Genomic DNA, 13,354 nt, shown 5'->3' with positions numbered 1-13,354 from the left:
ATGAAAATGTTTAAGAGTGCAAAACCTATTTTCATTTATGTGGAAACGCCTTTACATGTTGGAAGTGGTAGCGATCTTGGAATTATTGATCTTCCTATTCAAAGAGAAAGACATACTGACTTTCCAAAGATAGAAGGATCGAGTTTAAAAGGATGTATAAGAGAAGCGTTTGAAGAAAGAGCAAAAGCTGAAGATGAAAAAAGAAAAATTCATATCGCATTTGGGTATGATCCATCAGATGAAAGTGAAGTTATTAAAGAAAATTTCAAAGATAAAGAACATTTTGCCAGCGCAATAGGTTTTGCTGATGCTAAAATTCTTCTCTTTCCAGTCAAATCCATTAAAGGTGTCTTCGCATGGATAACATGCCCGAGAGTTTTAAATAGATTTAAAGAAGATTTAGAAATGATGAATTATTCTAATAATCTCCTAATACCATCAGAGCAGGGGGTTCCGTTAAATTCACAAGTAGTAATAGACAATAATAAAGTTGTCTTAGAAGAATTTGCCTTTGAAGTAAAAAAAGATCAAAAATATAATGATTTATCTCAACAATTATCAGAAATGATTTTTAAAGATCAAAAAGAACCATTTTTAAAGTCGAAATTAAAAACAAATTTGGTTGTATTGAATGACGATGATTTCAAAGATTTTGTCATTAATTCAACGGAAGTAATTACAAGAACAAAAATAGACAATTTAACTGGAACGGTAAGTAGTACAGCATTATTCAACGAAGAATATTTACCTTCTGAAACTGTGTTGTACTCAATGGCTCTTTTCTCTCCTGTTTTAATTGATGAATTTCAAAAATCCTTTTTCTTTGATGAAAATGTGAAAACAAATGAAGTAATTGCCGATAAATTAGTTCAAAAATATTTTGTCGACAATTTCCCTAAAAGGTTACAAATAGGTGCTAATTCGACAATAGGAAAAGGTATAGTAAAACTCACATTGGGGTGATTGATATGACTTTAGAAGATGGAAGAGCGAGTAAAGCTTATGATTTTGTTTTTGAAGCAAAGCAAATTTTGAAACCAGACGAACAAAAAAAATACAAATCATACGTAAAAAAGATTCCGATGCTTATAAAAGTAAATGGGTTAGGACCGACCATGGCTTTTATAAATTCTAAAATAGGAGAATCTAAAAGAGAAGAATCTGCTTATAATAAAATTTATGTTCAGATTGAACAATGGCTAATATACAAAAAACTTATTAATGAAAATTTGATAAGTGAAATAATTAGAAAAAATTCCTATGAATATCGAATAATTACAAATGAAGTAATAGCATTACTAACGTGGATGAAAAGATTTGTCGAGAGTATGATAGAAGGAGATGAAAATTAATGAGCGAATATTTGCCACAGGATATAATGGCACTTATATTTAATAAGAAAATAGAAAAAGAACAAATAGATAATTTTAGTTTGAAATTAAATAAATATCCAGAATACTACGAGAACTTCTCTGTTAGTAACATAAAATTCGATTTTAACGAAGAAATTTTAAATGTTTTGAATAAAAGGCTTTTAGAAATTCAAAATGATTTTAAGAATAGGAACTATAAAGTTATCGCTAAACAATTCGTAATTAAAGGTAAAATGGTAATTGGCCTTGGAAATGAATCTGTGTATGAGACGGGAATGACACTGCATCATGTGTTTGGATTTCCTTATATTCCGGGACAATCAATAAAAGGTGTTGTTAGAAGTTACATAATAAATGAAATATTTGATAAATCCGAGGAAGAAGCTTTAAAAGATGAATTGTTTTGCTACATTTTCGGATCTCCAGAGAATTCGTTTTATAAAAAAGCAACAGAAGGGAAAATGATTTTTTTTGATGCCTACCCCTCTACAAAACCAAGATTGAAAGTTGATATATTGAATCCTCACTATCAACCTTACTATATAGAAAATAATAAATTTCCAGTTGATTATTATAATCCTATTCCCGTTTTCTTCCTTACAATAGATAATAACACACAATTTTATTTCATGGTAGCAATTAAAGGCGATGCAAAAATTGAAGAATTTAAAACGAAGGTACACTCAGATGATACTGTAATAAATTATGTTCTAAAAAACATTCAGAAAGCATTGAAGGAAAATGGAATAGGATCTAAAACGACTGTTGGTTATGGCAGAATGTTTGATAGGGAAGTGATTTAATGTTCAGACAGCGCGTTATATGCACGGTCGGAAGAAGTTTACTCACGAACTTTGAGAAGGAAGATCCAAATCTTAAGACCGCCTTTTCAAAAGAGTCTATCGTCAAAAGGCTTATCTCGGAAGATCCATCTGAAAAGATATGCGGAGCGGAAATAAACTCTACCTACAGCATAGTAAAACAGGGTTTCGTTCACGACAAATATGACATCTTTTTGCTTGTCTCGGACACGGAAGATGGACGAAAGACGGGAGAAGTTTTGAAAGATTACTTTGAAAATGAAAGATCGCCTCTTAAGTTCACAAATGTGTACATCAAAGAGATAAAGGGTCTTACCGGTGAAGAAAGATTTGAATTTCGAAACAAAGGTCTCAAAGAAATTGCAAATACCCTCGTTGATCTCTCTTCTCAATCTCCAGAGACGACCATAATAAACGCAACCGGAGGATACAAAGCGCAGATATCATTCGCAACTCTTATCGGCCAGATACTTAAAATTCCTGTTTACTACATGTTCGAAGGATTCAACGAGATAATAGAACTTCCCCCGATGCCTGTGTCATTCGATTACAGTTTTTGGATGAAAAATTACGATTTACTCGAAAGCCTTGAAAAACTTGAGGCAAATGAAGAAATTGTAAGATCTGCAGACCCTCAATTAAAAGTTCTATTTGACTTTGAAAAGGGAGGTAACGAAAAGATATACGGTCTTAGCCCAATGGGAGTTATCTTCCACAAAAGTTTTAAAGAACTTTTTAAAACCGATACGAATAATCTTCCCTCCAAACGTACATCTGATCCTAAATACATCTCAAGTTCAAATGAGCCGAATTCTTCAAGATTCGATGAAAAGTACGGGATATCAAAAAAACTTCTTGAGATTCCATATATAAAAGAATTAAGGTGCTCCTATTACAACCCGAATAGCGATTACAAAACAAAGGTAAACGTCAAAGGTGATGATTTCGAAATATATTTCACAAAAAATGGAGAGACAATAGGCTTTATAGCAAAGACAACGGCAAAGACGGAAAATCAAAAAATCGCTTTAAAAATTCATATAGAAGAGGCGATGAAAAGGTGGTGATAAGATGAAAAGTTACGAATGTGAAATTATAAGTCCAATGTTTGCCCACGGCGCCGATCCAAAAGCCTTTGAACTGAGGGCAACGGAAATAAAGGGTGGATTAAGGTTCTGGTTTAGGACGGCCCTTTCTTCAAAACTTAAAGACAACATCCCGGCACTTAAATTCATAGAATCGTACATCTTCGGAGACACATCCCAAAAATCTAAAGTCATAATCTCTGTCGATTCAAATCTTTCTTCCAAATCAACTCCAATTCAGGGTCAAAGTTTTAGAATGCAAAACATTCGTTTCTCGATCGATCCCATAAAATACCTCGCCTTTGGAATGTATGAAACTTTAAAAATTAAAGTAAAAGATAAAACAATAAGAAAAGAAGAATGGAAGTCTTACGCGGATAGCGGGACTTTCAAGATCAATTTTTCTTTCTTTTCTGCCAATCAGGACGGATCTCTGAATCAAAAAGAAGTTCAAAGAATAGAATCCATCATCGACAATGTCATCTTTTTGTATTCTACCTTTGGGGGAATAGGCGCAAGAACTGACAAAGGATTTGGAAGTTTTCAGATAAAATCAATCCAATTCAACCCTGCAAATTCAAAAGATGCCGTTGAAAATATCTACCAGTTCAACCCTGCAAATTTGGCACAAATGTCAAAAGATGCCGTTGAAAATATCTACCAGAAATCAAAAGAAATATTTGAAAGTATTAACCCAAAAGAACGTCAAAATCTGAATTTCAATCCAGTCGAGTTCAAAGGGCTTCCGACTTATCCGTTTTTTGATCCTCAAAAATCGATAACCTTTGGTGCCATTGAATTGTCAGGTAAAGATTACAATCAGGCCTTAAGTATGGTTGGCCAAAATTATTACAAACTCAGAAGATCACTCGAGAAAGACAGTTATTTCAAAAGTGCTTACACAAACCCACATTACAAGGCCAAGCGTGCATTGCTCGGGCTTCCGATTCTTTACCTTAATCAAAAACCACGTGTAACTTTAGATAATTCTACTGGGAGAAAAACCTCCCCACTTCACATGAATTTGAAAAAGTACAATTCAAAATATTACATGGTTTATGCTTTTTTGGAAGCAGCGATTTGCAGTGATGGTAAACTTATAGCAATTGAGAAGTTGGACAAAAATAAAAAAGAGGATAAAGAGTCGAACGAAAACAAAAAAATTGTAAATATTTCTGATGATTTCAATGAGGTCTACAAAAAATTCGGAGAGATTTGGGGGTTGAAACAATGAATGACTGGAATTACAAATTAAATGGATTAATCCATGACCCCGCCTATAAATTTTTAAACATAAGAGGTCACGAAAAACTCCTTGGCGAAATAAACGAAAAGATCGGACTTACAGGTGAAGAAAAGAATGCCGACGCCCAAGCCTCTTCCATGGACAGGTTTTTATTTCCTGCTGAAAAATCAAATTGTTCTGAAGATGGTCGTATATGCCAAAGTTTTATCGGCAAAGATGCGGTATGGAAACATTCGCTTGGCGGATCCAAAGTAGAAATTCAAAATTACAAAAAGATCTCCGAGAGAGAAGCAACCGACATGTTTTTGACTTTACACCAAAAGTTCATCGAAGAGATGATAGATCCCATAAAAGATTACAAAACTTCCGAAAGACATATAGATTACAAACGGATGTTTTTAAAATTATGGTGGGACCTTCCAAAGTGGACCGAAAAGTATCTTGAAACAACACTTGTTCCGGCCGACACGAGGATGCCGAATCATTCAATACTCGATCATTTGTTCATGACATCTGCCTTAAGTGGTATTAAAGATCCAGCCTTTCTTTTCATCTCGATAGGACCTGTTCAATCATTCATAGCCTCTGCAAGAAAGACGGTCGATCTATGGGCGGGAAGTTATTTACTATCCCAACTTTCTCTCGACTGCATGTTGGATATCGCCGAAGAATTCGGTCCCGACGCGATAGTCTTCCCGGATTTGCACAAGCAAAAAAGGGTAAAAGAATGGATAGAATCTAAAGGTGTAGATTTAATGGATCACGAAACTCTCTCAGATTTCTACGCCTCTATACCCAATAAATTTCTCGCTATCGTCGAAAGCGAAGATGCCGAAGCGCTCGCGAATAAGGTCAGAAACAATCTCAAGCAAAGATGGCAAACACTTGCCGATGACGCAAAAACATATTTCAAATCAAAAGGAAAACTCAAAGACGAGACATTGTGGGACAAACAGGTAAAGACCTTTCCAGAATTTTACCATTCGATAACGAAATGGCCAAAGACACCGGAAGAATTTTATCAAAAGTTCGAAACGTATTTCAACGAAAAATTCGATCAAAAATTTGAACCTTTTCATTCAACAATTGAAAAGATAACAACAAAGACAGATACCTATAAACTTAGAATAGATGCATTTTACGGCCTTATCTTCGAGATGGCAAGAAGAGATCTCGACGCCGTCAAAATGACCGTACCATTTGAAAGTTATACAGGCAAAGACGGCATCGACAACGATAATCTCTCCGGAAGGTTCGAACATGTCGTCTCGATCAAAGTGGAAAATGACACAGACGACAAACTCAACGCTCTCGACGCGATAAAAAGATACTGTGTGGAAGAAAGATACAAAGATATTGTCACGAATCATTTCAAAAAATACGGTCATGTTCCATCAACTGACGAAATAGCCATAGGACTGCTATTGCCAGATAAAATTGTTTCAACGGAAGAAGATCCAAATAAAAAAGAAGGTGCAAAGATAGGCGTCCTTTTGATGGACGGAGACCAGATGGGCAAATGGATATCCGGTCAAAAAGCTCCAAAATGGGAAGAATCCTTCTCTGACTTTACGCTAAATCACACAACTTTCAAGAAATCAATTGATGAAGAATTCCTCAGGTCTCAAAGATTTGTGTATCCGGCATATCACAGGGCAATAACCTCTGCACTGACCAATTTCACGACCTATGTCGATGAAATAGTATCAAAGCACGGCGGCCTTTTGATATACGCCGGAGGAGATGACGTTATGGCATTTTTGCCGGCATTTGAAGTTTTTGCCTGCGCAGACGAATTGAGAAAGGCATTTTGCGGAAAAGATCTAAAACTCAAAGACGTAGAGTTCAAAGATGGGTTCATATTCAAATCGGACAAGCCTGTCTCACAGGTTATGGGACTAAACGCTTCGATGAGTGCCGGAATTGCCGTTGGCCATTACGAATATCCACTTTCAGAATTGCTCAAATACGCGCGCGAGGCCGAACATAAAGCCAAAGATCATGAAGGAAGAAATGCATTTGCACTTTACACGGTAAGACGTTCCGGCCAGATCTCTTTTTCATCTTCAAAGTGGGATTCACCAAAAGACATTCTAAAAATCGCCGAAAAGATTTTAGAGTTTACGGGCAAAGATAAGGATGAAGAAAAGATCTCTCCCAAACTCGTAAAACTTTTGGCAGATCGTGAAGGATACTTTGAAGGGAAAAATTCAAAACTCTCATTTACACAGGATCTAAAGGCTGTCATTGATTCTAAAGAGGTATTTGAAAAGTATTTAGATTATCTCATAGAAAAGAGACTTTCATCTAAACTTTCAAAAGATCAAAAAGAAAAGATTAAGGAAGAAATGTCAAATTATTTAAAAGAGTTCCTCGAGACATCTAACCTTGATGAGGACAAAATGATAAAACGCACAACACTTTTGAACGAAATGCTTTTTGCAAAAAGGGGTGATACCCGTTGAAAATCGTCAAATTCTATCCCCAGGATGTTTTATTCTTCAGAGACGCCAAACCATTCGATGCAGGCAGTGACAATGAGGCAATAAATGCCCACTATCCTCTTCCAAGCGTCTTTTACGGTGCTTTGAGAACTTCTCTAATTGAATCAATGGAGGATTTTAAAAATGGTAAATATAAAGATTTCATAGGTACAACGACAGAACACGGCAAATTCAGATCAATAGGACCCTTTACCTTTGATCAAAATAACATCTTCTTTCCGATGCCACGAAATCTATCCATGCTTAAAGGATCGGATGAAGATAAAACTTTAACTCTTATAAAATTAAAACCATTTCAAAAACTTGATCGATACAAAATAGTCTCCGGTGACAAAGTCGCAATTCTGACAAAATTGTGGCACAGATCTTACGAAACACTTGAAGAGCCAGACATAAAGTATTTGGATTTGAATTCGCTCTTAGAATTTCTAAATGGCAAAGACATTATAACTATCGAAAAGGACAAATTCAAAACTTACGAAATCGAAAACAGAATAGGGATAAAAATTGACAAAGCAAAAGGAGCGGCCGAAAAGAGGTACATCTACAGAGAGGCGACTATAAGATTTCGTGATGGATGTGGATTTGCTTCATTTGTCGAAAATGATATGGGAAAATTGAACAACGTAAAATCGGTCTTTCTCGGTGGTGAAAGACATGTGGCATTTACAAAAATCGAAGATGTTACGATACCTCCCAAGACGTTGAAAGGAAGAATAATGATATACCTTGCAACGCCTGCCATATTTAAAAACGGAGTACTTCCCCAAAATTTCGATGGAGAAAATATATCCCACATTTCGCACATCTTTGATCAGAAATAATATTTTTCATATTCAACTCCCAAAAGTCTTATCACTTTGATCTGCAAATCTTTTAAATTCGCTATCTGTGTGGTTGTTTGCCCATCTGTAACCACATTTACAACGGTTATGTTCATGAAGTTCTGACATATCCACCTGAATGTCGGCCTGTTTGTCGGCTTTTTCAACTGATTCGGAAATGTTTGCCCTGTCTCTTTCAATGTGCGCCTTATTTCCCATTCCGAAAGCGAGTACACCAATAACGTCAATACCATTATCATCACAAGTGCCTGAATCCGTCCGGGCTTTTTCAGATACACATCGCTTACTCCGAAACTTTTGTCTTTCAAAAACCTGAATCCTCTTTCGACCGTTGTCTGGTTTTTGTAATATTCGAGCACTTTTTCATCTTCAAGTTCAATGTCGTTCGTTGAAAGTATGAATCTTCCGAGTTTTGCTTTGGCCTTTTCAACCGCTTCTTCATTCAGACCTATCTCAGCATCTATTTCATACATTTCTATCGTCGGATCCCCATCTTTAGGCCTTCCTCTTTTCCCGTCAGTTCTGACTCTTACGCTCTTTATCTCAAACTTGTCGTATTTGAAAAGAGGATGAGCTTCCATCCATTGTCTGGACTTGTTTATTCCGTCTTCAGAACAAAAATACCGTTCTTTCGTCACAGTCTTTTTCAATGACTTTTCCGCTTCTGTCTTGCTTTTTTTCAAATGCCTGTCAAATGTTTTCAGTTCCTGTTCTTTAAGATATTTCGAATTCACCATTATCCATTTTTGTTTTATCCCGCCGTAATTGCTTATTTCGGAATACACTTCATATCCTTCAATTTTGGTCGGACGAAATTCAACTTCTTTATTTAGCATTTCTTCAGCCTCTTTTATCGTAGACGGCACATGGCTTATCCAGTATGTTGTTCTGAGTTCGCTAATGTTTTCCGCAGTGTAGAAAGCACTGTCTGCCACATGATAGACTTTCTTGTCTTTGTCAATGTTCTTCCTGATTGCTTTGACCATTTCTTTGATCGACTCTTTATCCGATTCGTTCCCGTTGTATGTTTTGGCAAACATCGGCATTCCATGCTGATTTACAACCATCCCTATCACGAATTGTTTCAAATCCTGTCTGTGATCTTTCGAATGACCGAAGGTGATCTTAAAACCATTCGTCCCGTCTTCCATCTCGTAATTGCCGCTTACACTCACGCTTGTGGTATCGGTGTGAACGAGGTGAACATCCATTTCAAGTTTGTTCAAAGCGTGCGCCGCTATCTCTTGAAATAATTCCGTTGGACCGTAATCATAAATCTTGTCAAGCACTCTGCCGAGAGCGTCATCGTTAAGATCTTCCGGTTTAGTTCCTTCGCCTAAAAGTTTCTCAACATCCCAGTTCTCAAAATAACTCCCTGCAAAGTACAATCTCCTGTCAACAAAACCAAGCCCGAGTATGATCATCGCTTTTATTATCGCAGACGTTGAAAGATTGAAGTTCCGGACTTTCGGTATTCTCTTTTCAATGACCTCTCCCATTTCAAATTTATCAAATGTCCCAGCCACAAGTCCATGGTGATCAAGTTGCTTTGTAGTGATTTCCATTTTTCTACCTCCGCTGTCTTTTTCAAATAGATCATAGCAGCAGAAAGGCATAAATCAATGGACTCTATCCGAAACGGTAAATAGTGGTATAATCTTTGTGATGTGCGTCAAGGTTACAGCAAATGCTTCTTTGGCTATTACTGACTCTAATCATTTCCCACTTTCAATTTTAAAACATGAGTTTCAAATAAATCCAAAAAACTGTTTTTTATCTGCGGAAAGTGGGATATATTCATAAACGGTGTGAAATGCAAACTTGTCTCGATTGCAAATGCAAAGAGCATAACAGTTTCGACTTTCGATATCGCAAAAAATAAAACGCGTGCGTCAAAACTTGCGGTTCCGGCCGGAAGCGTTTACTTTGTAGAAAGCGAAAGGGAAATAAAATCAGATGGTTTTATAACATTCACGGATGAAATGGAAGAGTATGGATTTGGAAGATCATTGATAGGAGGATGGGATTATGAATAAATTTGAACTTTTCCACATTTACGCCGAAACGCCTGTGCATGCCGGAAGTGGCAGTGATATAGGCATAGTAGATTTACCAATTCAAAGAGAAAGACACACGGATTATCCTGTGATCTGGTCATCGTCTCTTAAAGGATCCATTCGCGATTATTCAAGAAAGAACAACGTCAAAGATCAAAATTTCCTCTTTGGTCCCGAAGACGTTTCAAAGCCCGAAGATGCAGAGGCTGGACATTTGGCCTTTAGCGACGCAAAAATCCTTGTCTTTCCTGTAAGAAGCGTGAAGGTACCATTTGTATGGATAACCTGCCCTATGGTGATAAGCAAATACAATCAGGCTGTCTCTATGGCAAATGCAAAAGCAGTTTTGCCTTTTAATTCGGATTTTAAGATGGATGCACTTGTCTCAAGTGAGAGTTGTGTTGAAAATGGAGAGGTGTTTGTCGAAGAATTTTCCTTAAAGTCGACAAAAGATGACTACGTTAAACTCTTTGCGGAATATCTTGCAAAAAATGCCATACCTCAGGATCAGGTTTACGACTATCTTAGATATCACATTCAAAATGCGCTTGTACTTGTGAAAGATGATCTCTTTACCTTCTTTGTCAAAAATCTCACCGAGGTAAACCCACGCATAAGAATAGATCCTAAGACCGGGGTTGTCGAAAATGGAGCACTTTGGTATGAGGAAGATCTTCCAGAAGACACGGTAATGTATTTCACGGTCTCTTACGAAGAAAATGATAAATGCAAAAATTTTATTGATAACTTCGATGGCAAAAGATTTTCGGTCGGCGGAAACAAAACTATAGGAAAGGGAATCTTTACAGCGAGGCGATTGAAATGACAGATTACGAATTGGAAACAGCAAAAAGGTCTCTCGGGTATGCTCAAAGGGGTATTCAAAGTTGTGGAGATAAATACAAAAATCTTTGCAAATCATTCGGATCTATGGTAATGTCGAACGGTCTTGCTCAGGCTGTCAGTTTTTGTGAGTCTAAGGCAGAAAAACATCATCTCGAATTGATCAAAAACATAGAAGATGAATTGAAGTATTTAAAATACAACCCTAATGGAAATTCTCTTTCAGAAAAACTTCTAAGCATGAATTTGACCGATTACATCAACTTTCAAAGACGTTTGATGATCACGCTAAAATGGCTCAGACGCTATGTTGACATTGTAGGTGATTGAGATGGAATATAAATTACCCGGGAACATAAGGATTCAAAAAACTTTCAATCCATCATTTTTGTTTGACAAATGTCTTAGCGCGAAAGAATACAATTCCGATTCTGCAAATAAATTGAAGCACCTTAAGGAGATAGCCGAATCCCTTTTTTCAAATTACAAATTCGGAAATGTCGACATTTACACCGCATACAAAAATAGGATGGAAAGTGTGGCAAATGGTCTGAAAAATCAGGGATACGCAGTCAGAACATTCATGCTCAAATCGGTAAGCGGCCTTTGTATCGGTATGGGACGCGATTCGGCAATAGAAAATGGAATAACTCTTGAAAGAAATCTTGGCATTCCAATTATACCGTCGTCGAGCATTAAGGGAGTTATAAGAAGTTATGTAACCCTTTACGGCACAGATGAAGAAAAGTCAAAGATAAACAGATATTTTGGAAGCGACGATGATGATAATCCAAAATCCGGAGAGGTTGATTTTCTCAACGCTTACATGATAAGTGGAAACGGATCTTACAAAGTCGATATAATAAACAATCATTTTCAGGATTATTATTCAAAAGGCAAAGCGCCAAACGACTGGTTTAGTCCAAACCCAGTTTACTTTTTGAGAATATCCGAAGGGAAAGTTTTTGAATTTACCATCCTTGGAAGGGATGAAAAGATCGTCTCGGAAGTTCAAAGTTTAATTGAGAAAGCATTTAAAGAAGTAGGAGTTGGTGGAAAAACATCCGTAGGTTATGGAAGAATGGTAAAAGTGTGATTAATTAATATGGGCGGTACGACCGCCCATATTTTGGGAGGTGTGAGATGATTTCGAGAATATCTTTGGAGTTTGAAGCGTTGAATGGAGATAAGATCTTACTTCCAAAGAATTTTGCTTATCTACTTCAATCATTTGTGTACGAACTCGGAAGAGAAGGAGACCTTCACGGCAAAGTTTACAACTCTGACAGTAAAAGTTACCATCTTTTCGTTTATTCACCTTTAATGGGAAATCATAAATTTTACGACGGAAAGCACGAATTCAAAAGTCCCGTCAGGCTTTATTTTTCAAGTCCAGTAGAAGATTTTTGCATGGCAGTGGCAGAGAAAGTCCTAAAAAGATCGGAGTACAAAATAGGAAATCAACCCATAAAGATAAAGTCCATAATGCCGGTTAAAGAGCCTGAATTTGAAGAAGAAATGTATTTTAGAGCACTTTCTCCCGTCACAGTTCACAAAACGCTTGAAAATGAAGGCAAAAAAAAGACGGTTTATCTTAATCCGAATGAAGAAGAATTTAGTTTATACCTTATAGAAAATATAAAAAGAAAATACTCTGCCCTTTACGAGAAAAACTGCGAGGTATCGATAGAGCCATTTAAAATTCAAGAAAATGATTTCAAAGTCTTGCTTTATGAAAAAGACAAAGAAAGACCATTTGTAATAAAAGGGTGGACCGGCCTTTACAAAATGAAAGGAGACATCGAGATGATAAAATTTGCGTACAGAAGCGGAATAGGATCGAGAAATTCTCAGGGATTTGGATTCATAGAGACAGAGGAACAAAAATGAGCATCATCTTATCTCCATACTCTGTATTTGAATTCATTGAAGAAAAAGACATGGTCGTCAACACGATAAACACAAAAGGATACATGGGTAAAGGCCTCGCAAAGGAATTTGCCATTCGCTTTCCCGAAATGGAAAAAGAATACATCAAAAAATGCGAAAAAAATGAGATAAAGTCCGGTGATCTCTGGGTGTGGGAAGGGAAAAATATCGTCATAGGGAATATGGCAACAAAAGACGATTATAAACTTCCGTCCAAAATTGAATGGATCTCGAAAGGGATAGAAAATCTAAGACATGAAATTTTAAGTCGTAAATTGAAGTCTGTTGCCATTCCGAAGATTGGTGCTTCCCTCGGTCATCTTGATTGGGAACATGTCGAAAAAGAGATTTTGAAATTGCATGATTTAGAATGCGAAATCATAATAGCAATAGATGCCGAGATTGGACCAAAGGAACAAAAAGCCCTTGAAAAAATTTCCGACCTTGTCAGCAGATGTTCCTCTGAAAATTCTCCTTTTTTTGATTACGATTGTCCCAAAGAAATCATAAAAGTTATTAAACTTGTAAAAGAAAATCAAAACAAAATAAAACGCTTCAGAGACATTCTAAACATAAGAGGCATAGGAGACAAAAATTATAAAATGCTCATAGACATAGCATCGAAATAAGTTCAAAATCCATATTAGCGAT

The 13,354-nt window shown here is 36.5% G+C and carries 14 protein-coding genes; 13 read left to right on the top strand and 1 reads right to left on the bottom strand.

All coding sequences use genetic code 11. The features are described from left to right. The first annotated feature begins 6 nt into the window (after nt 1–6). The 7 genes from cmr4 (ATHSA_RS07805) to cmr3 are packed head-to-tail and all read left to right on the top strand — an operon-like array spanning nt 7 to nt 7,853. Nucleotides 7–963: a type III-B CRISPR module RAMP protein Cmr4 gene (gene cmr4, locus ATHSA_RS07805; protein WP_161848546.1), complete on the top strand. Its 957-nt coding sequence runs from the start codon at nt 7–9 to the stop codon at nt 961–963. Nucleotides 964–968: 5 nt separating this feature from the next. After that, a complete protein-coding gene (gene cmr5, locus ATHSA_RS07800) occupies nt 969–1,352 on the top strand; it encodes a type III-B CRISPR module-associated protein Cmr5 (protein WP_161848545.1) in 384 nt (127 codons plus the stop codon). Continuing rightward, entirely contained in the window at nt 1,352–2,176 is an 825-nt protein-coding gene (gene cmr6 / locus ATHSA_RS07795; RefSeq protein ID WP_161848544.1) for a type III-B CRISPR module RAMP protein Cmr6, read from the top strand. Before cmr5 (ATHSA_RS07800) ends, cmr6 (ATHSA_RS07795) begins: the two co-directional genes overlap by 1 nt. Then, nucleotides 2,176–3,261 (top strand): putative CRISPR-associated protein, encoded by a 1,086-nt coding sequence (locus ATHSA_RS07790; RefSeq protein WP_161848543.1) that lies wholly within the window; start codon nt 2,176–2,178, stop codon nt 3,259–3,261. The genes cmr6 (ATHSA_RS07795) and ATHSA_RS07790 overlap by 1 nt, the downstream gene beginning before the upstream one ends. A gap of 4 nt (nt 3,262–3,265) precedes the next feature. Further along, nucleotides 3,266–4,513: a type III-B CRISPR module RAMP protein Cmr1 gene (gene cmr1 / locus ATHSA_RS07785; protein WP_161848542.1), complete on the top strand. Its 1,248-nt coding sequence runs from the start codon at nt 3,266–3,268 to the stop codon at nt 4,511–4,513. Beyond that, entirely contained in the window at nt 4,510–6,990 is a 2,481-nt protein-coding gene (gene cas10 / locus ATHSA_RS07780; protein ID WP_161848541.1) for a type III-B CRISPR-associated protein Cas10/Cmr2, read from the top strand. Before cmr1 ends, cas10 begins: the two co-directional genes overlap by 4 nt. After that, the gene (gene cmr3, locus ATHSA_RS07775; RefSeq protein WP_161848540.1) at nt 6,987–7,853 is read left to right on the top strand and encodes a type III-B CRISPR module-associated protein Cmr3; all 867 of its coding nucleotides are present in this window, start codon (nt 6,987–6,989) and stop codon (nt 7,851–7,853) included. The genes cas10 and cmr3 overlap by 4 nt, the downstream gene beginning before the upstream one ends. Here cmr3 and ATHSA_RS07770 read toward each other — a convergent pair. Beyond that, complete coding sequence (locus tag ATHSA_RS07770) at nt 7,844–9,490, bottom strand: IS1634 family transposase (RefSeq protein WP_232060051.1); 1,647 nt, start codon at nt 9,488–9,490, stop codon at nt 7,844–7,846. The two genes, cmr3 and ATHSA_RS07770, sit on opposite strands and share 10 nt — an antisense overlap. 150 nt (nt 9,491–9,640) lie before the next feature. Here ATHSA_RS07770 and ATHSA_RS07765 point away from each other — a divergent pair, with 150 nt between their 5' ends. The 6 genes from ATHSA_RS07765 to ATHSA_RS07740 are packed head-to-tail and all read left to right on the top strand — an operon-like array spanning nt 9,641 to nt 13,332. Further along, the gene (locus ATHSA_RS07765; RefSeq protein ID WP_332066506.1) at nt 9,641–9,910 is read left to right on the top strand and encodes a type III-B CRISPR module-associated Cmr3 family protein; all 270 of its coding nucleotides are present in this window, start codon (nt 9,641–9,643) and stop codon (nt 9,908–9,910) included. Then, nucleotides 9,903–10,757 (top strand): type III-B CRISPR module RAMP protein Cmr4, encoded by an 855-nt coding sequence (gene cmr4, locus ATHSA_RS07760; RefSeq protein WP_161848538.1) that lies wholly within the window; start codon nt 9,903–9,905, stop codon nt 10,755–10,757. Before ATHSA_RS07765 ends, cmr4 (ATHSA_RS07760) begins: the two co-directional genes overlap by 8 nt. Next, nucleotides 10,754–11,104 (top strand): type III-B CRISPR module-associated protein Cmr5, encoded by a 351-nt coding sequence (gene cmr5 / locus ATHSA_RS07755; protein WP_161848537.1) that lies wholly within the window; start codon nt 10,754–10,756, stop codon nt 11,102–11,104. Before cmr4 (ATHSA_RS07760) ends, cmr5 (ATHSA_RS07755) begins: the two co-directional genes overlap by 4 nt. A gap of 1 nt (nt 11,105) precedes the next feature. Then, complete coding sequence (gene cmr6, locus ATHSA_RS07750; protein WP_161848536.1) at nt 11,106–11,870, top strand: type III-B CRISPR module RAMP protein Cmr6; 765 nt, start codon at nt 11,106–11,108, stop codon at nt 11,868–11,870. A gap of 47 nt (nt 11,871–11,917) precedes the next feature. Continuing rightward, nucleotides 11,918–12,664, top strand: coding sequence for a CRISPR-associated endoribonuclease Cas6 (cas6, locus tag ATHSA_RS07745; protein WP_161848535.1), 747 nt, complete (start codon nt 11,918–11,920; stop codon nt 12,662–12,664). Beyond that, nucleotides 12,661–13,332, top strand: a complete 672-nt coding sequence (locus ATHSA_RS07740) for a macro domain-containing protein (protein ID WP_161848534.1) — start codon at nt 12,661–12,663, stop codon at nt 13,330–13,332. The genes cas6 and ATHSA_RS07740 overlap by 4 nt, the downstream gene beginning before the upstream one ends. Nucleotides 13,333–13,354: the final 22 nt, after the last annotated feature.

Origin of the sequence: Athalassotoga saccharophila (assembly GCF_009936215.1) — a bacterium.
Lineage (GTDB): Bacteria > Thermotogota > Thermotogae > Mesoaciditogales > Mesoaciditogaceae > Athalassotoga > Athalassotoga saccharophila.
This window is presented reverse-complemented; position numbering and strand designations above follow the sequence as displayed.